At 65.2% G+C, this 17,601-nt stretch carries 14 protein-coding genes and 1 pseudogene; 6 read left to right on the top strand and 9 right to left on the bottom strand.

Going from position 1 to position 17,601, the window contains the following annotated elements; genetic code table 11:
- Positions 1–46: 46 nt before the first annotated feature.
- A pseudogene (locus tag GR167_RS05805) lies at positions 47–661 on the top strand (TIGR04283 family arsenosugar biosynthesis glycosyltransferase); the annotation flags it as partial.
- Here GR167_RS05805 and GR167_RS05800 read toward each other — a convergent pair.
- Complete coding sequence (locus GR167_RS05800) at positions 597–2,483, bottom strand: ABC transporter ATP-binding protein (protein WP_235915846.1); 1,887 nt, start codon at positions 2,481–2,483, stop codon at positions 597–599. The pseudogene GR167_RS05805 and the gene GR167_RS05800 overlap by 65 nt on opposite strands.
- Positions 2,480–3,166, bottom strand: coding sequence for a fused DSP-PTPase phosphatase/NAD kinase-like protein (locus GR167_RS05795; RefSeq protein WP_235915845.1), 687 nt, complete (start codon positions 3,164–3,166; stop codon positions 2,480–2,482). The genes GR167_RS05800 and GR167_RS05795 overlap by 4 nt, the downstream gene beginning before the upstream one ends.
- A gap of 200 nt (positions 3,167–3,366) precedes the next feature.
- Between GR167_RS05795 and GR167_RS05790 the strand changes: the two genes are divergently transcribed.
- A complete protein-coding gene (locus GR167_RS05790) occupies positions 3,367–4,563 on the top strand; it encodes a pyridoxal-phosphate-dependent aminotransferase family protein (RefSeq protein ID WP_160972475.1) in 1,197 nt (398 codons plus the stop codon).
- Between the two features lie 85 nt (positions 4,564–4,648).
- On the opposite strand, the gene GR167_RS05785 is transcribed toward GR167_RS05790, so the two are convergent.
- Positions 4,649–5,044: a DUF6858 family protein gene (locus tag GR167_RS05785; protein WP_160972474.1), complete on the bottom strand. Its 396-nt coding sequence runs from the start codon at positions 5,042–5,044 to the stop codon at positions 4,649–4,651.
- A gap of 197 nt (positions 5,045–5,241) precedes the next feature.
- Positions 5,242–6,348 (bottom strand): pyridoxal phosphate-dependent aminotransferase, encoded by a 1,107-nt coding sequence (locus tag GR167_RS05780; protein WP_160972473.1) that lies wholly within the window; start codon positions 6,346–6,348, stop codon positions 5,242–5,244.
- A 117-nt stretch (positions 6,349–6,465) separates the two neighbouring features.
- On the opposite strand from GR167_RS05780, the gene GR167_RS05775 reads away from it, so the two are divergent.
- Complete coding sequence (locus tag GR167_RS05775; RefSeq protein ID WP_160972472.1) at positions 6,466–7,254, top strand: crotonase/enoyl-CoA hydratase family protein; 789 nt, start codon at positions 6,466–6,468, stop codon at positions 7,252–7,254.
- On the opposite strand, the gene GR167_RS05770 is transcribed toward GR167_RS05775, so the two are convergent.
- The 3 genes from GR167_RS05770 to GR167_RS05760 form a co-directional block, all read right to left on the bottom strand.
- Positions 7,251–7,580 (bottom strand): DnaJ family domain-containing protein, encoded by a 330-nt coding sequence (locus tag GR167_RS05770; protein ID WP_160972471.1) that lies wholly within the window; start codon positions 7,578–7,580, stop codon positions 7,251–7,253. The genes GR167_RS05775 and GR167_RS05770 overlap by 4 nt on opposite strands.
- A 128-nt stretch (positions 7,581–7,708) precedes the next feature.
- Positions 7,709–10,801, bottom strand: a complete 3,093-nt coding sequence (locus GR167_RS05765) for a valine--tRNA ligase (protein WP_160972470.1) — start codon at positions 10,799–10,801, stop codon at positions 7,709–7,711.
- A 249-nt stretch (positions 10,802–11,050) separates the two neighbouring features.
- Positions 11,051–11,485: an Lrp/AsnC family transcriptional regulator gene (locus GR167_RS05760; RefSeq protein ID WP_160972469.1), complete on the bottom strand. Its 435-nt coding sequence runs from the start codon at positions 11,483–11,485 to the stop codon at positions 11,051–11,053.
- Positions 11,486–11,589: 104 nt separating this feature from the next.
- On the opposite strand from GR167_RS05760, the gene GR167_RS05755 reads away from it, so the two are divergent.
- Genes GR167_RS05755 through GR167_RS05745 form a run of 3 tightly spaced genes read left to right on the top strand, consistent with a single transcriptional unit; the run spans position 11,590 to position 16,140 of the window.
- On the top strand, positions 11,590–12,744 hold the full coding sequence (locus tag GR167_RS05755; RefSeq protein ID WP_160972468.1) for a type III PLP-dependent enzyme: 1,155 nt from the start codon (positions 11,590–11,592) through the stop codon (positions 12,742–12,744).
- A gap of 56 nt (positions 12,745–12,800) precedes the next feature.
- On the top strand, positions 12,801–15,098 hold the full coding sequence (locus GR167_RS05750) for a xanthine dehydrogenase family protein molybdopterin-binding subunit (RefSeq protein WP_160972467.1): 2,298 nt from the start codon (positions 12,801–12,803) through the stop codon (positions 15,096–15,098).
- Positions 15,076–16,140: a T6SS phospholipase effector Tle1-like catalytic domain-containing protein gene (locus GR167_RS05745; RefSeq protein ID WP_160972466.1), complete on the top strand. Its 1,065-nt coding sequence runs from the start codon at positions 15,076–15,078 to the stop codon at positions 16,138–16,140. The genes GR167_RS05750 and GR167_RS05745 overlap by 23 nt, the downstream gene beginning before the upstream one ends.
- On the opposite strand, the gene GR167_RS05740 is transcribed toward GR167_RS05745, so the two are convergent.
- Positions 16,124–16,612 (bottom strand): PaaI family thioesterase, encoded by a 489-nt coding sequence (locus GR167_RS05740; protein ID WP_160972465.1) that lies wholly within the window; start codon positions 16,610–16,612, stop codon positions 16,124–16,126. The genes GR167_RS05745 and GR167_RS05740 overlap by 17 nt on opposite strands.
- A gap of 64 nt (positions 16,613–16,676) precedes the next feature.
- Positions 16,677–17,543, bottom strand: coding sequence for a methylenetetrahydrofolate reductase [NAD(P)H] (gene metF / locus GR167_RS05735; RefSeq protein WP_160972661.1), 867 nt, complete (start codon positions 17,541–17,543; stop codon positions 16,677–16,679).
- Between the last annotated feature and the right edge of the window lie 58 nt (positions 17,544–17,601).

Here is a 17,601-nt window from a genome sequence, read left to right as displayed (position 1 = left end):
GTGACTGTAATATAGCGCGGGTCACGGACGGCAACAGGGGACAGACATGCGCGCAGCCCTTTCAGTGATCATTCCCACGCTGAACGCGGAAAAGCAGCTGCCGGCCTGCCTGATGGCGCTGATGGAAGGGCTGGAAGCCGGGCTGCTGCGCGAAGTGGTGATCAGCGACGGCGGGTCCTCAGACGCGACGTTGCAGATCGCCGGGGAGGTCGGCGCGGAGCTGGTCGCGGGCGAAGCATCGCGCGGCGGGCAGTTGCGGCGCGGGATGCAGGCGGCGCAGGGAGACTGGCTGCTGGTGCTGCATGCCGATACGGTTCTCGATCCCGGCTGGTCCGATTGCGTGCTGGATCACATCGCGTCCCACCCGGACCGGGCGGGGTATTTCCGGCTGCGCTTCGATGCCGCCGGTCCGGCGCCGCGTTTCGTTGCGGGCTGGGCCAACCTGCGGGCGCGGCTGTTCGGGCTGCCCTATGGCGATCAGGGGTTGCTGCTGTCGCGGGCGCTTTACGACAGCACCGGCGGATTCGCCGATCAGCCGCTGATGGAAGACGTGGCGATGGTACGCAAGCTGCGCGGGCGGTTGCGGGAAATCCCGCTCAGCGCCCGAACAAGCGCCGCGAGATACGTGACAGAAGGCTGGACCCGTCGCGGGTTTCGGAATCTTTGGACCCTTTTGCGCTATCTTTCCGGCGCCGATCCGCACGATCTTGCGCGATCTTATCGGCGCTCGGGCCCTCGGTCTTGAACTGCAGCTTGTGCAGGTCGGCATAGAGGCCGCCGCGTGCCAGCAGTTCGTCATGGGTGCCTTCGTCGACAACGCGGCCCTTGTCCATCACCACGATCTTGTCTGCGTTGCGCACGGTGGACAGCCGGTGCGCGATGACCAGCGTGGTACGGCCCTTGGACAGCTGATCCAGCGCGTCCTGCACTACCTTTTCCGAATGCGCGTCCAGGGCGCTGGTGGCCTCGTCCAGCAGCAGCACCGGCGTGTCGCGCAGCAACGCGCGGGCGATGGCGACGCGCTGGCGCTGGCCGCCCGACAGGTTCGACCCGCGCGGGCCGACGGGACTGAGCAAGCCCTCGGGCAGCTTGGGCAGGAAGTCACTGACATGGGCCGCTTCCAGCACGGTTTTGAGCTGTTCGTCGCTGATGTCGGTCCGGCCCAGCAGGATGTTTTCCTTCAGCGTCTCGTCGAACAGCGCCGCGTCCTGCGACACCACGGAAAACAGCCCGCGCAGATCGGCCAGCGTCATGTCGGATGCTGCCACGCCGCCGATGGTGACCGACCCGGCCTGCGGATCGACCAGCCGGGTCAGCAGGTTGAAGATCGTCGATTTCCCCGCTCCCGAGGCGCCGACCAGAGCGGTGGTCTTGCCCGCGGGCGCGACCAGCGTGGTGCCGTTCAGAACGCGTGTGTCGCCATAGGACAGTTCCACCCCGCTCAGCCGGATTTCCGGCATGCCCAGGGGCGCGGGTTTGGGGCGCGCGGGGGATACCAGCGCGGGCTTGGTATCCAGCAATTCCTTGATCCGCTCGATCGCGGCGGCGGCGTTCTGCCAGACGCCGGTGACCGCGCCCAGGCGGCGCAGCGGTTCAAAGGCAAACCCGATGGCGGTGAAGAAGGTCATGAACTGGCCGATGGTCTTTTCGCCCGACATGATCTCGGACCCGCCGAAGACCAGCACGCCGAGGAACCCCAATCCGGCCATCACGTCGATCAGCCCGGGGATCGCGGCGGCGCCGAGTTTCGCCTTCACGTCGGCGGTGACCAGTTCCTGGGTCAGGTCGCGGTAGCGCTGCGACTGGTAGCTTTCCAGCCGGTTCAGCTTCACCGGGACGATGCCGTGGAACACCTCGTCCAGACGGGTGGCCAGCTTGGCGCCCAGATCGCGCGCCTCGCGGGCGCGGCGGCGCACGAAACCCTGCACCATCTGCGACGGCAGCACCATGATCGGGGTGCCGATACAGGCCACCAGCGTCCATTGCCAGTCGACCGACAGGGCCACGCCCATCAGGATGACCAGCGCGACCAGGTCGCGCCCGGCGCCGGTGATGACGGCGTTCCAGACCTGTCCGACCGCTTCGACATCCGCCTGCACCCGCTGGATCAGGAACCCGGGCGGGTGGGTCTGGTGGAAACTGCCGTCGAGCCGCATAAGGTGATCGAGCATTTCGACCCGCATATCGGCGGCCGAACGCTGCGAAATCAGCGCCAGAAGTGCCTTTTGCCCGACGCTCGCCAATGCCCGGGTGATGAAGATCAGCATGATCGCCAGGCCGACCCACCACAGCGCGCCGTGATCGCCGGCGACGAAGACCTGATCGAACATAGGCTTCATCATCCAGCTGAGCGCGCCCAGCGTCGATCCTTCCAGCGCCATGAAGCCCAGGGCCGCCAGCAGCAGCCACAGATGTTTGTGGAGGTATTTCGACCACAGCCAGGCCAGCAGCTGACGGCTTTTGACCCCGGCCGCCTGTGTCATTGCGGCAGCTTCCGGCCGTTGTGGAACCCGGCGGTCAGCACCTCTTCGTCATATTCGTCGCGCAGCCAGTCGAGGAAGGCGATATCACCCTTGCGCAGCCGCGCCTCGTAGACCTCGAGGAAGTAGTCCAGGATGCCGGTCTTGGACCATTTCAGGTGGATGAATTTCACCGACAGCATCTTCTTGGCCTCGGAGACGGGCACACCTTCATAGACCATCAGGTAAACCGCGCTGGCCAGCCCGGCACGGTCAGCGCCGGATTTGCAATGCATCAGGAACGGGCGGTCGATGGTGCGCATCGCCTCGATCACCTGCAGCAGGTTTTCCTTCGGCGGCGCCTTGCGGGCGTGCAGCGAGATGTTGACCATCTTGATGCCCAGGGAATCGCAGGTTTCCTTTTCCAGCAGGTAGCGCGGTTGCACCCCTTCGCCACGCAGGTTCAAAACCGCCTTGATGCCCATCGCGGCGTAGGTTTCGAACCGCTCATGCGTCGGCTGGTTGGACCGATAGACCCCCGGCGCGATTTCAAAGAAATTGGTCCAGCGGCGGCGCAGGATCGCATGGTCGAACCAGTTGTAATGCGTCATCGCCTTGCGGCGGTGTTCGGGATCGTCCAGATCCAGCGGGACCGGAAGGTGCTTTCCCTTTTCCAACGCTTTGATTTTCTTAACCGGGTTCATCATCGTCCTTGGGGCCGTTCAGTCGCGCGTCTTGTAGTGATCCCCCACCATATAGGCAAGTTCGATGGCCATACCATGCCTCCGCCTTAGGCGTTTTGTCGGCTGCCGTTCGGAAATGGGCCACATCACCAAATTTGATTATACCGGAGATTGACGCCGACCCGGTTCCGGCTAACCTCGCCGCGTTATTTCGGAGTTCCCTCATGAATCTTTCCTACGGTCGTCCCTATCTTGCCATTCCCGGCCCGTCCGTCATGCCCGAAGAAGTGCTGCGCGCCATGCACCGGTCCTCGCCCAATATCTACGAGGGCGCGCTGGTCGAGATGACCGAAGGCATCATTCCCGATCTCAAGCGCGTGGCGCGGACCGAGCATAACGCGGCGATCTATATCAGCAACGGGCACGGCGCCTGGGAAGCGGCGCTGGCGAACGTGATCGCCCCGGGCGACCGCATCCTGGTTCCGGCGACCGGCCGGTTCGGTCATGGCTGGGCCGATATGGCCGACGGGCTTGGCGCCGATATCCAGCTGATCGATTTCGGCCGCAACCAGCCGTTCGACCTGAACCGCGTCGAAGAGGCGCTGCGCGCCGACAAGGATCACAAGATCAAGGCGGTGCTGGGCACCCATGTCGACACGTCGAGCGGCGTGTTGAACAATATCGCCGGGCTCAGGACGGTGCTGGACGCGGTCGGGCATCCGGCGCTGCTGATGGCCGATTGCGTCGCCTCGCTGGCCTGCGACCGGTTCGAGATGGACGAATGGGGCGTCGACGTGATGGTGGGCGCCAGCCAGAAGGGGCTGATGACGCCGCCCGGGCTGGGCTTCGTCTTCGCCGGTCCCCGCGCGGTCGAGGTGCGCGCCGGGATGGAACGGGTCAGCCGGTACTGGGACTGGGTGCCGCGGTTCAACCCGCAGGGCTTCTACCAGCATTTCGGCGGCACAGCGCCGACCCATCACCTGTACGGCCTGCGCGCGGCGCTGGACATGATCCACGGCGAGGGGTTGGAACACGTCTGGCAACGCCACGACGTTCTGGCCCGGGCGATCTGGGCCGCGGCGGACAAATGGGGCGAAGACGGCCCGCTGACCCTGAACGTCGCCGATGCCGATCAGCGCGCGCGCTCGGTCACTTCGCTGCGGCTGGGGCTGCCCTATGGGCACCAGCTGCGCGAATGGGTGGAAACCAATGCGGGCGTCACGCTGGGCATCGGGCTTGGCATGTCGGAAGAGGGCGATCCGGATGGGCGCGGTTATTTCCGCATCGGCCATATGGGGCATTTGAACGCCCATATGGTGCTGGGCATGCTGGGCACCATCGAGACCGCCTTCAAGGCGCTGGATATCCCGCATGGCAGCGGCGCGTTGGAAGCGGCAACGGCGGTGATGGCGGCGGGGTGAGGCGGGGGGCTGTCTGCCCCCCGGCGGTCAAAGCCCAGGGCTTTGACCGCGCCCCCCGAGGATATTTTCGAACAGAAGAAACGGCTCAGGCTTTCTTGTCGGCCAGCGCCTTGCACCAGGCTTCCATTTCCTTGGTGGCGACTTCCATCGGCGGTTCCAAGAAGGCCAGGTGGAAGTGATCGCCCATATCGGCGACGCCGATCGAGCGCGGCCGCACCGCCAGCACATGCGGGTTGGGCAGCGCCACGCCGAAGCAGAACACGATGTTCTTGGCGGCCTTGATGTTCTCGGCGATGGTGCCGTCGATCGACGTGGTATGGGCGTAGTGATCGAAGGTGGCGATATCGGCGACTTTGGGATGGGCGTCGATCTTGGCCTTCAGCGCAGCGATGATGTCATCGACACTGGCGCAGCTGGTTTCGGATTTCGGAATCTCCAGTTCGAAAACCGGGTATTTTTCCATCAGAAGAGATTGTTTCATTCGGGTAATCCTTGTCTGTGACCGGATGCTGATGTGGTGGGGCCTTGCTACCCGATTTAATATGTATCTGCGATATATAATTGATTGCTGTGGCAGCTTGCCTCACCCCGCGGGCAGGGATCACCATAGCACGAAACGCAACAGGCCGGGCGCGCGGCCCGGCCTTGCCTGTTTCGAGGGGTTTCGGTTCGGGGCGCTCAGCCCCGGGCGCGTGCCAGCGCCTTGGGAAGGGCGGCGGCGAAGGCTTCTAGGTCTTCGGGCCGGCCGGCGCTGACCCGGATGCAGCGGTTTTGCGGCGCCACGAAGGGCATGCGCACGAAAATCCCGTCGGCGACAAGCGCGTCCAGCACCGCCTTGGCAAAAGCGCCGTCGCCACCGCAATCCACAGCGACGAAATTGGTCGCCGAGGGCAGGGCAGTCAGCCCGTTTTCCGCCGCGATCCGGGCGATTTCATCGCGCGCCGCGGCCACATTGGCGCAGGTCTGTGCCAGCCAGTCCTGATCCTGCAACGCCGCCAAAGCGCCGATCTGGGCGCTGCGGTTCATGCCGAAATGGTTGCGGATCTTGTTGAAAGCGGTGATCAGCGGCTCGGCCCCCAGGGCGTATCCGACCCGGGCGCCCGCGAGGCCATAGGCCTTGGAAAAGGTGCGCATGCGGATCAGGCGCGGGTCTTCGATATCGACCTCTGCCGCGGTGCCCTCGGGGGCGAATTCGACGTAAGCCTCGTCCAGCACCAGCAGGGTGTCTTCTGGCAGCGCATCCATCGCCTTGACGATATCGGCGCCCTTGCGCCAGGTCCCCATCGGGTTGTCGGGGTTGGCGAGGTAAACGATCTTGGCGCCCACTTCGGCCGCCTTGGCGAAAAGCGCCGCTGGGTCTTCGCTGTCGCCCGTGTAGGGCACCTTGTGCAGCACGCCGCCGAACCCCGCCACGTGGTAGTTGAAGGTCGGGTAGGCGCCGTCGGAGGTCACCACAGCGTCGCCCTGATCCACCAGCATCCGCGCCAGGTATCCCAGCAGCCCGTCGATGCCTTCGCCGACGACGATGTTTTCGGGGCGTATGCCGTGGAAATCGGCCAGCGCGTGGCGCAGGTCGTGGCTTTCGGGATCGCCATACATCCACAGATCGGCGTCCGAGGCGCGGATCGCCTCCACCGCGCGGGGCGAGGGGCCGAAGACGTTTTCATTGGCGCCCAGCCGTGCGCGGAAGGCATGGCCCATCGCGCGTTCCTGCGCCTCGGGGCCCACGAAGGGCACGGTTGCGGGCAGGGTTTCGGTGAGCGGGGTGTAACGCGGTCCAGTCATGGCGCCAGATAAACCGAACCATGCGGTTCCGGCAAGCGGCAAGAACTGCCCCAACGTCCCGGTGGATTTGCGCGGCGTGACGCCGGATAGTGGGACCAAGGACAGAGGAGGATTGAGATGAGCCGCGTCAGCACCGAGATTGAAAACCACGTCGCCCGCGTCACCATGACCCGCGGCGACAAGATGAACGCTCTGGATGTCGAGATGGTCGAAAGCCTGATCGCGGCCGGCGAAGCGCTGATCGGCAACGATGACGTCCGCGCCGTGGTGCTGTCGGGCGAAGGCCCGGCCTTCTGCGCCGGGCTGGACGTGGCCAATTTCGGCCGCTTTGCTGCGGAAGACCCCGAGGCGCTGATCATGCCGCGCACCCATGGCCTGTCGAACGCATTCCAGCGGGTGTCGCTGGTGTGGCGCGACGTGCCGGTGCCGGTGATCGCGGCGCTGCACGGGGTGACCTTCGGCGGCGGGCTGCAGATCGCGCTTGGCGCCGATATCCGCATCGCGCATCCCGACACGAAACTGTCGATCATGGAAATGAAATGGGGGCTGGTGCCCGACATGGGCGGCATGGTGGTGCTGCCGAAGCTGCTGCGTTCGGACGTGCTGCGAAAACTCACCTATACTGCCGATCAGGTCGCGGCCGATGAGGCTCAGGCGATCGGGTTGGTGACCGAACTGGCCGACGATCCCAAGGCGGCCGCGCTGGCGCTGGCCGAAAAGATCGCGGGCAAAAGCCCCTCGGCGATGCGCGCGGCCAAGCGGCTGATCGCGGTGGCCGAAAGCGGTGCGCCCGAGGCCGATGTTCTGCTGGAGGAAAGCCGCGAACAGGCGGGTCTGATCGGCAAGCCGCATCAGATGGAGGTCATCGCCGCCAATATGCAGAAGCGCGCACCGCGCTTCGACTAACCCATGAATTTCTTCCGCGCGTCGCGGGCGATGTTATAGCGCATTTCCAGATCGGCGATGCGCGCCATCAGCCGTTTCTTTTCTGCTTCGTCCGTCGCCGCCCGCCAGTCGGCTCGTGCCGCATCGAGGTCCTTCTTCAACCCGAATTCCTCGGGCAGGGCCCCGGCCTCGGCCATGATCCGGTATCCGGCCGCCATCGCGGGATCGACCACAGACTCCTCGGGCCGTTCGGGCAGGGGCTTGCCCTCGCCCTCCAGCCCTTCCAGCTTGCCCTCGGCCTGGGCCTTCAGGATCTGCCGTTCGATCAATTGTCTCAAGGAACGCATGTGCAAGAGCCTAACACGTTTCCCCGTTTCATCTTGGAAAAAATACTCCGGGGGTGAATTGGCCGCAGGCCAAGAGGGGGCAGGGCCCCCTCACACCGCCCGCGGGCCAGGCGAAGGCTGATCTATGATCAGCCCAGTTCGGCCAGACGCGCCAGCGCCGCCTTCAGCTTCTCTTCTTCCTCTTCGCGCGCTGCCAGGTTGTCGCGGGCTTCCTCGACCACCTCTTCCGGTGCGCTTTCGACGAATTTCGGGTTGTTCAGCCGCCCGCGCAGCCCGCCCAATTCCTTGGCCAGCTTGCCCAGCGTCTTTTCCAGACGCGCCTTTTCCTCGCCGATATCGATGATGTCGGCCAGGGGCAGGCCGAAAGTGCCGCCCTCGACCGCGACGGTGATGCAGCCCTTGGGGAAATCCGCCGCCTCGGTCAGGCTGTCGATCCGCGCCAGCCGCTTGATCAGCACCTCGTTGCGTGCCCAGGCGGCCTTGCCCGCGTCATCCAGCGCGGTGACCAGCATCGGGATATGCAGGCCCGCGGGCACATGCATCTGGGCGCGGGCAGACCGAACTTCCTCGATCAGCGAAATCACCCAGTTCATTTCCCGGTCCGCCGCCGCATCGACCAGATCGGCCGCCTTGTAGGTCGGCCAATCGGCATGGACCAGCATCTTGGCGCGCTCGCCGGTGGCGCCCCACAGCTCTTCGGTGATGAAGGGCATGATCGGGTGCAGCAGGATCAGGCACTGATCCAGTACCCAGCCCATGACCTTCTGGGTCTCGGCCTTGGCGGCTTCGTCCTCGCCCTGCAGCAGCGGCTTGGAAAATTCCACGTACCAGTCGCAGACCTTGCCCCAGACGAAGGCGTAAAGCGCTTGCGCTGCGTCGTTGAAGCGGTAGTTCTCCAGCGCCTCGTCCACCACTTCGCGGACCTTGGCGACCTCGCCGATGATCCATTTGTTTACCGTGGCGCTGGCCGCCGGGATCTCCGCCGCCGGTGCACCGTTTGCATACACGTCGTTCATTTCGGCGAAACGGGTGGCGTTCCAGATCTTGGTGCCGAAATTGCGGTAGCCCGCGATCCGCTGCATGTCGAGTTTCAGAACACCGCCCAAGGACGCCATCGCGGCATTGGTGAAGCGCAAAGCATCGGCGCCGTATTCGTCGATGATATCGAGCGGATCGACCACGTTGCCGGTCGACTTGGACATCTTCTTGCCCTTGGCGTCGCGCACCAGCCCGTGCAGGTAGACGGTGTCGAACGGGATTTCGTCCACCACGGCCAGCTGCATCATCATCATCCGCGCCACCCAGAAGAACAGGATGTCCTGCCCGGTGATCAGAACGTTGGTCGGGAAATACCGCTCCAGCGCCTCGGTCTGTTCCGGCCAGCCCAGCGTGCCGATCGGCCACAGGCCCGAGCTGAACCAGGTGTCCAGAACGTCCGGGTCGCGCCAGACCGGGTAAACCAGCTTGGTCGGGTCCTGATCGACGGCATAGTGGCCCAGGCTCTCGGCCAGCTTGTGGATCGCTTCGTGCTTGTCGGCGACCTCGATCACCGTGGCGTGGTTCAGCGGCGCCGGGATATCGGCGTTGTCGTCGAGGAATTTCGCGATGACGCCTTCGAAATCGGCGGCGCAGTGATGCACGTCGCCGGCATGCAGCATGCCGCCTTCGTTCAGCAACCGGCCCAGTTCGACCAGGTCCAGATCGCCGTCGCCCTCATCGTCGTTGAAATCCGGCGCGCTCAGGTCCAGCCCGTACCAGACCGGGATCTGGTGACCCCACCACAGCTGGCGCGAAATGCACCAGGGTTCGATATTGTCGAGCCAGTGATAATAGGTCTTCTCGCCGCTTTCGGGCAGGATCTTCACCGTGCCGTCGCGCACCTTGTCGAGCGCCGGGCCAACGATCTTGTCGGTGTCGACGAACCACTGGTCGGTCAGCATCGGCTCGATCACCACCTTGGAACGGTCGCCGAAGGGCTGCATGATCAGCTTGCTTTCGACGAAGGGCACCTCGGTGCCTTCCTCGTCGGGGATCATCACCGCCAGGCCTGCGTTGGTGATATCCTCGATCACCGCCTTGCGGGCCTCGAACCGGTCCATGCCGCGGTATTTTTCCGGCACCAGGTTCAGCGCGTCGACTTCGATCTCGCTGGTTTCCGACCCAGCGGCGATCTCGCGGGCGCGCTTGACCGCGTCCTCATAGGGCAGCCCGTCGGCGCGCATCGCGCCCTTGGTGTCCATCAGCCGATACATCGGCAGCTTGCCGCGCTTGGCGACCTGGTAGTCGTTGAAATCATGCGCGCCGGTGATCTTCACCGCGCCCGATCCGAAATCGGGATCGGGATATTCGTCGGTGATGATCGGGATCAGGCGATCGCAAAGCGGCAGATGCACCATCTTGCCCACGATCGGGGCATAACGCTCGTCATCCGGGTGTACCGCGACCGCGCCGTCGCCCAGCATGGTCTCGGGGCGCGTCGTGGCGATCGAGATGTAATCGCGGGTCTCGCGCAGGGTGACCTTGCCGTCCTCGTCCTTCTCGACATACTCGTAGGTCTCGCCATCGGCGAGGCGGTACTTGAAGTGCCACATATGGCCGTTGACCTCGATATTCTCGACCTCGAGGTCGGAAATCGCGGTTTCGAAATGCGGGTCCCAGTTGACCAGCCTCTTGCCGCGATAGATCAGCCCCTTGCGGTACATCTCGACGAAGACCTTGATCACGGCATCGTGGAAATTGCCCTCTTCGCCCGCCGGCGCGCCCTCGGCGCCCGACATGGTGAAGGCGTTGCGCGACCAGTCGCAGGAGGCGCCGAGGCGCTTCAACTGCTCGATGATGGTGCCGCCCGACTGCGCCTTCCATTCCCAGACCTTTTCCAGGAAGGCCTCGCGTCCCAGCTCGGCGCGCGACGGTTCCTGGTTCCTGGCCAGTTCGCGTTCCACCACCATCTGGGTGGCGATGCCGGCGTGGTCCTGGCCGGGCTGCCACAGCGTGTCGAAGCCCTGCATCCGCTTCCAGCGGATCAGGATGTCCTGCAGCGTGTTGTTGAACGCGTGGCCCATATGCAGAACGCCGGTGACGTTGGGCGGCGGGATCATGATGCAGAAGCTCGACGCCCCCGGTTTCGCATTCGCACCGGCGGTGAAGCAGCCCGCCTTTTCCCAGGCCGCGTAAAGGCGGCTTTCAGCCTCGGCCGCGTTGAAGGTCTTTTCCATCGCCATGATCCGGATCCCGCGTCAAATATCGTTGATGATCGTCTATCGAATTGGGCGCGGAAGGAAAAGCCGTTATCAGGCGGTGCAGCCTGCGGCTGCGCATGTTTATCTCGTCTCCGGCCTGCGGCCTGCGCCTCGGGTCCGCCTCCGGCGGGAGTATTTGGGCCAAGAAGAAACACGAAGGTGCGCTTTGCCGTTTCTTCTTGGTGAAAATACTCCGGGGGTTTGGGGGCTGGCCCCCAATGCGCGCGCCGTTCAGGCCCCGCGGTCGATCTTGGTGCTGAGCTGGATCAGGCTTTCGGAGCTTTTCACCCCCTTGGCCTCGCCGATCCGGTCCAGCGTGTCGTCCAGTTCCTCGGTGGTCCGGGCGCTGATTTCGGCGATCATGTCGAACCGGCCGCTGGTGGTGTGGACGCGCATAACATTGGGCAGCGATTTCAGCCGCGCCAGCACCGCCGGGCCCGAGCGCGGTTCGATCGACAACAGCGCCGTGGCGCGCAGCCGGGGCTGCGCCGGGCGGCCCAGCCGCACGCCATAGCCCGCGATGGTGCCGTTGTTTTCCAGCCGGTCCAGTCGCGCCTGCACGGTGGTGCGCGCCAGCCCCAGCCGCCGCGCCAGCGTGGCGACGGGAAGCCGGGCGTTTTCGGCCAGAAGGGTCAGCAGGGCTGCATCGGTTTCGTCGTTTTGCATGGTCATAATATGAAAGTGACGAAAGAAAGAGTCAATTTGGTCATTCTTACGCGCAGGTATGACGCCGATCCGGCGGATAGTGGGAAAAAACAGAGAGGTAGTCCATGCGGCCCGACCCCTATTGGCTGTCGCCCGAGCGGCATCTGCAACGCGTCCAGCCCGACGAGGCGGTGATGTATTTCAGCCCCGTCGCCCTGCAGAATGCGGCGCATCGTTTCCTGGACGGGTTTCCCGGGCTGGTGACCTATGCGGTCAAGGCCAACCCGGGCGAGGCGGTGCTGGTCAACCTGGCGGCGGCCGGGCTGACGGCCTTCGACGTGGCCTCGCCCGCCGAGATGGAGGCGGTGCGCGCGGTCTGCCCCGATGCGGTCTTGCATTACAACAACCCGGTGCGGTCGGTGGCCGAGATCAAGGAAGCGGCGCGGTTCGGCATCGCCTCGGCCTCGGTCGATTGCCCGAACGAGCTGGACAAGCTGGCGCCGCTGGGGCGCGATCTGGAAATCGCCGTCCGGCTGGCGCTGCCGGTGAAGGGGGCGGCCTATGATTTCGGGGCGAAATTCGGCGTCGGGCCGGAGCGTGCGGCGGAACTGCTGCGGCAGGTGGCAGACCGGGGCTATCGCCCGGCGCTGACCTTCCATCCCGGCACCCAATGCGATCTGCCCGACCCGTGGGAGGCCTATATCCGGGCCGCCGCGGATGTGGCGCGGCAGGCGGGCGTCACGATCGGGCGGCTGAATGTGGGCGGCGGGTTCGCGTCGCACCGGGCCGGGACGGCGCCCGATCTGGAGGCGATCTTCGACCGGATCGGAAAGATTGCGGGCGAGGTGTTCGACACCGTGCCCGAGCTGGTCTGCGAACCGGGCCGGGCGATGGTGGCCGAGGCCTTCACCCTGGCGACACGGGTCAAGGCGATCCGCCAGGACGGGTCGGTGTTCCTCAACGACGGCATCTATGGCGGCTTTTATGAATACCGCGACATGCACGGGGTGGATCGCGTCCGCTGCGTGTCGCCCGACGGCCGGGCGCGGAGCGGCGACAAGGTGGCGCGCGTCGCCTTCGGACCGACCTGCGACAGCATCGACCGGCTGCCCGATCCGGTGGCACTGTCCGGCGACCTTCAGGAAGGCGATTACGTTCTGTTCGACGGCATGGGTGCCTATTCCTTGGCGCTTGCCACCCGGTTCAACGGTTACGGACCGGGCCGGCCGGTCACGGTCGCGTCACTCTGTGCCGAGGGGGGTGGACAGCCCGGATCGTAGGGTTAGTGTCGCACCAGGGAAGAGATCCCGCCAGCAGATGAAAAATGGGGTGCGCCATGGAAAAATTCGGCAAGAGCCAAGCGATCACCCGGGTCGAAGATACCCGGTTCCTGACCGGCCATGGCGGCTATGTCGACGATGTCGCGCCCGAGGGCGCGCTGCGGGCCTATGTTTTCCGCTCGCCGGTGGCGCATGCGGAAATCCTGTCGCTGGATGTCGGGGATGCGCGCGACAGCGACGGGGTGCACCTGGTCCTGACCGCCGATGACCTGATCGCGGCGGGCATCACCATGGGCCTGTCGGCGGTGACGGTGAAGAATCGCGACGGGTCCGACGCGGCCGCGCCCCATCGTCCGATCCTGGCCAAGGACAAGCTGCGCCATGTCGGCGAACCGGTGGCGGTGATCGTGGCCGACACGCTGGATCAGGCGCGCGACGCGGCCGAGCTGATCGAACTGGATTATGAAGACCTGCCGGCCAAGCTGGACCTCGCCCCGGGCGGGACGCCGCTGCATGACGAGGCGCCGGATAACCGCGCCTATGACTGGGGCCTGGGCGACGAGGTGGCCTGCGCCGCCGCGTTCCGGCGCGCCGCCAATGTGGTGCGGATGGAAATCACAGACAGCCGGATCATCGTCAATTCGATAGAACCGCGCGGCTGCTTTGCCGACTGGCAGGACGGGCGGCTGCACCTGGCCTTTGGCGGGCAGGGCGTGTGGGGCGTCAAGGCGGCGCTGGCCAAGGCGCTGTCGCTGGAGCCGGAAAACGTCCATGTCACCACCCCCGATGTCGGTGGCGGCTTCGGGATGAAAGCGCCGCCTTACCCGGAATATTTCGCCGCCGCCCATGCCGCGATGGTGCTGGGCCGCCCGGTCCGCTGGATGGGGGAACGGTCCGACGCGATGCTGAGCGACCATCACGGCCGCGACCTGATCAGCGACGCGGCGCTGGCGTTTGACGAAAATAACCGGATCATCGGCTATCGCGTCGATACCCGTTCCAACCTGGGCGCCTATAACAGCAATTTCGGCCAGCTGATCCAGTCGAACCTGTTCGCCCGCGTGCTGATGGGGACCTATGACGTGCAGGATACCTATCTGCATGTCGAGGGGTTCTATACCAACACCACCCAGGTCGATGCCTATCGCGGCGCCGGCCGGCCCGAGGCGATCTATGTGCTGGAACGGATGATGGATCAGGCGGCGCGCGAACTGGGCGTCGACCCGTGGGAGCTGCGCCGGATCAATTTCATCCCGAAAGACAAGTTCCCCTATATGAGCGCCACCGGCGAAAATTACGACGTGGGCGATTTCAACAAGGTGCTGGCGACGGCCGAAGCCAAGGCCGACCGCGCCGGGTTCGCCGCCCGCCGCGCCGACAGCGAAGCGCGCGGAAAACTGCGCGGGATCGGGCTGAGCTATTACATCGAAAGCATCTTGGGCGATCCTTCCGAGGGTGCCAAGGTGGAATTCAACGAGGACGGCACCGTGTCGATCTATGTCGGCACCCAGTCGAACGGGCAGGGGCACGAAACCGTCTATGCCAAGTTCCTCAGCGATCAGACCGGCATCCCGATGGACATGATTTCGGTGGTGCAGGGCGACAGCGACCGTATCGCACAGGGCGGCGGCACCGGCGGGTCGCGGTCGGTCACGGTGCAGGCCAATGCGACGCTGGCGACGGTGGACAAGATGGTTGAGGCCTTCACCCCCTACCTGGCCGACAAGATGGGGGTCGATGAGGCCGACATCCGCTTCGACGATGAAACCTTCCGCGCGCCGGGGTCGAACATGACGCCGACCTTCCTGGAAGCCGCCGAAATGGCGCGGGCCGACGGGCGGGCCGATCTTCTGGTGCACGAGGCGCGGGCGACCTTGCCGGCACGGTCCTATCCCAACGGCGCCCATGTCGCCGAGGTCGAGGTCGATCCCGACACCGGCGCGGTCGAGCTGGTGAAATACACGGTGGTCGACGACTTCGGCAACCTGATCAACCCGCTGCTGGCCGAGGGCCAGGTTCATGGCGGCGTGGCGCAGGGCGCCGGTCAGGTTATGATGGAACGGGTCGTGTATGATGACGAAGGCCAGCTTCTGTCGGGGTCCTTCATGGATTACGCGATGCCGCGGGCGGCAGACATGCCGATGATCGGTTTTTCGGCCGAACCGGTGCCGTCGACGTCGAACCCGATGGGCATGAAGGGCTGCGGCGAAGCGGGCACCGTCGGCGCGATGGCATCGACCATGAACGCGGTGCTGGATGCGCTTTGGCAGCGCGGCGTGCGCAAGATCGACATGCCGGTCACGCCGCTGCGAGTCTGGGAGACCTTGCAAGATGCGACTGAGGACGCTCGCTAAGCAATTCTTCAAATGGGTCAGGCCCGGCTTCTGGTCGGGCCATTCCCCGGTAAGCGTTACGCGCGGGCCCATCATCCATGCGATCATCCTCGACGGCACCATGTCCACGCTCACCCCGGGCGAGGAAACCAATGCCGGGCTGACCTACCGCTTGCTGTCACAGCAGGGCGCGCCGGTGTCGGTCTATTACGAAGCCGGGGTGCAGCTGCTGCAATGGCGCGATGCGCCCGACGTGCTGATGGGGCGCGGCATCAACCGGCAGATCCGCCGCGCCTACGGTTACCTGGCCAGCCGCTACCGGCCCGGCGACAAGGTGTTCCTGTTCGGCTATTCGCGCGGCGCCTATGCGGTGCGGTCGCTGGCGGGGGTGATCGACCAGGTCGGGCTGCTGAAACCCGACGCCGCCACCGAACGCAACATCCAGCTCGCCTATCGTCATTACCAAAGCCCGCCGGGCAGCCCCGCCAGCGCCGCCTTCCGCGCCGCCCATTGCCATGAGGGGTTCGAGATCGAGATGATCGGCGTCTGGGACACGGTGAAGGCGCTGGGCCTGCGGCTGCCGCTGCTGTGGCGCTGGTCGGAACAAAACCATGCCTTCCATTCGCATGAGCTTGGCCAGGCGGTGAAGCGCGGTTTCCACGCGCTGGCGCTGGATGAAACCCGCAAGGTGTTCGAACCGGTGCTGTGGGACAGCCGCGAATCCGGCGCGCAGCAGATTCAGCAGGTCTGGTTCCGCGGCACCCATGGCGATATCGGCGGCCAGCTGGGCGATTTTCAACAGGCCCGGCCGCTGGCCAATATCCCGCTGGTCTGGATGCTGGAACGGGCGCAAAGCTGCGGCCTGCCATTGCCCGAGGGCTGGCGCGAGGAGTTCCCGCGCGACGCCGCCGCGCCGTCGGTCGGGACATGGCGCCACTGGGGCAAGATGTTCCTGCTGCGCAAGCGCCGCCTGGTCGGCACCGATCCGTCCGAACACCTGCACGACACCGTGCCGGCCGAGCGCTGCGGCACCCCGGCCGCGAATTCTAGCGCAGTTTCATGACGATGCAGGTGGTCGATCCGGTGGCGTACAGCCGGCCGTCCGCGACGCCGCGAATTTCGCCATTGGCGATGCCGGTGGAGCGCCCCACATGCTGCGCCACACCGATCGCTTCGACCTCCATCCCCAGCGGGATCGGCCGCAGGATGTTGATCTTGTATTCCAGCGTTGTGTAGACGCTGCCCTTGGGCACCTTGGTCATCACCGCGCAGGCCATGCAACTGTCCAGCAGCGTGCCGTACCAGCCGCCATGCACCGTGCCCATCGGGTTGGTGGAGGCGAATTCCGGTTCGCCGCGGAACACCACGCGGCCGTCCTCGACCTCGGTCAGCCGGTAATTCAGCAACTTGGAAATCGGCGGACCGGAACTTTCCCCGCGCTGCATCCGTTGCATCGCTTCCAGCCCCGACATGCTCAGCAATTCGTCCTGGCTGGGCAGGTCCTGCGGCGATGTGGCGATCGGTCTTTCGGTCATGTCTGATCCTCCCGCGCCAAGGTGACGCGGGGAGGCACAGACAGGCAAGCCCGGGAAAGCGTTGTTACGCGACGTTTTCCAGCTGCGTCTTGGGCGTGACGCCAAGCGCATGGCACACGTCGCGGGTCAGTTCCGGCCGGTTCAGCGTGTAGAAATGCAGGTTTTCCACGCCGCCCTCGATCAGGTCGGTGCACAGCTCGGTGCACAGGGCGGTGGCCAGCAGGTCCTGGCGGCCGTCGCGTTCGGCCTTCTCGAAGGCCTCGATCACCCAGTCGGGCACCGAGGTGCCGCAGCGCTTGGCGAAGTTGCGCGCACCCTTGAAATTCTCGATCGGCAGGATGCCCGGGATGATCGGCTTGTCGATACCGGCCTTTTCGCAGGCATCGCGGAAGCGGAAGAAGGTGTCCGCCTCGAAGAAGAACTGGGTCAGCGCCTCGTCGGCACCGGCGTCGAACTTGCGCTTCAGCCAATCGATATCGGCCTGGTGATCGGGCGATTCAGGGTGCTTTTCGGGATAGGCGCCGACGCGGATGGTGAACTTGCCCTTCTCCGCCAGCGCCTCGATCAGTTCGATCGAGCTGGCGAAACCGTCCGGATGGGGCTGGAACGAGCCGCTGCCCTTGGGCGGGTCGCCGCGCAGCGCCACGATATCGGTGACGCCCGCTGCGGCGAATTCATCGGCGATGGCCAGGGTTTCTTCGCGGCTGGCATCGACGCAGGTCAGGTGCGCGGCCACTTTCAGCCCGGAATGCTTGTGGATCGTCGCCACCGCGTCGCGGGTCAGGTCGCGGGTGGTGCCGCCGGCGCCATAGGTGACCGACACGAAACGCGGGCCCAGCGGCGCCAGAACCTGCACCGTGTCCCACAGGCGGAATGACGCCTCCAGGTTCTGCGGCGGGAAAAATTCGAACGATACGGCGGGCACGGTCATGATCACGGAATCCATCTTTTGTGGTTGCGCCCTTGTCGCCCGAATCTGTTTGTGAGAC

The sequence above is a fragment of the Thalassovita mangrovi genome (assembly GCF_009857745.1).
GTDB classification, from domain to species: domain Bacteria; phylum Pseudomonadota; class Alphaproteobacteria; order Rhodobacterales; family Rhodobacteraceae; genus Thalassobius; species Thalassobius mangrovi.
The sequence above is the reverse complement of the archived record's forward strand: the minus strand, read 5'-3'. Positions and strand labels throughout refer to the sequence as shown.

Bases quoted from the DNA above. Each gene is read 5' to 3' on its own strand.
- GR167_RS05785 (WP_160972474.1), bottom strand. From the start codon at position 5,044: ATGAAACAATCTCTTCTGATGGAAAAATACCCGGTTTTCGAACTGGAG.
- GR167_RS05795 (WP_235915845.1), bottom strand. From the start codon at position 3,166: ATGATGAACCCGGTTAAGAAAATCAAAGCGTTGGAAAAGGGAAAGCAC.
- GR167_RS05755 (WP_160972468.1), top strand. From the start codon at position 11,590: ATGCGGCCCGACCCCTATTGGCTGTCGCCCGAGCGGCATCTGCAACGC.
- GR167_RS05770 (WP_160972471.1), bottom strand. From the start codon at position 7,580: ATGCGTTCCTTGAGACAATTGATCGAACGGCAGATCCTGAAGGCCCAG.
- GR167_RS05800 (WP_235915846.1), bottom strand. From the start codon at position 2,483: ATGACACAGGCGGCCGGGGTCAAAAGCCGTCAGCTGCTGGCCTGGCTG.
- GR167_RS05750 (WP_160972467.1), top strand. From the start codon at position 12,801: ATGGAAAAATTCGGCAAGAGCCAAGCGATCACCCGGGTCGAAGATACC.
- GR167_RS05740 (WP_160972465.1), bottom strand. From the start codon at position 16,612: ATGACCGAAAGACCGATCGCCACATCGCCGCAGGACCTGCCCAGCCAG.
- GR167_RS05775 (WP_160972472.1), top strand. From the start codon at position 6,466: ATGAGCCGCGTCAGCACCGAGATTGAAAACCACGTCGCCCGCGTCACC.
- GR167_RS05765 (WP_160972470.1), bottom strand. From the start codon at position 10,801: ATGGCGATGGAAAAGACCTTCAACGCGGCCGAGGCTGAAAGCCGCCTT.
- GR167_RS05780 (WP_160972473.1), bottom strand. From the start codon at position 6,348: ATGACTGGACCGCGTTACACCCCGCTCACCGAAACCCTGCCCGCAACC.
- GR167_RS05790 (WP_160972475.1), top strand. From the start codon at position 3,367: ATGAATCTTTCCTACGGTCGTCCCTATCTTGCCATTCCCGGCCCGTCC.
- metF (WP_160972661.1), bottom strand. From the start codon at position 17,543: ATGACCGTGCCCGCCGTATCGTTCGAATTTTTCCCGCCGCAGAACCTG.
- GR167_RS05760 (WP_160972469.1), bottom strand. From the start codon at position 11,485: ATGCAAAACGACGAAACCGATGCAGCCCTGCTGACCCTTCTGGCCGAA.
- GR167_RS05745 (WP_160972466.1), top strand. From the start codon at position 15,076: ATGCGACTGAGGACGCTCGCTAAGCAATTCTTCAAATGGGTCAGGCCC.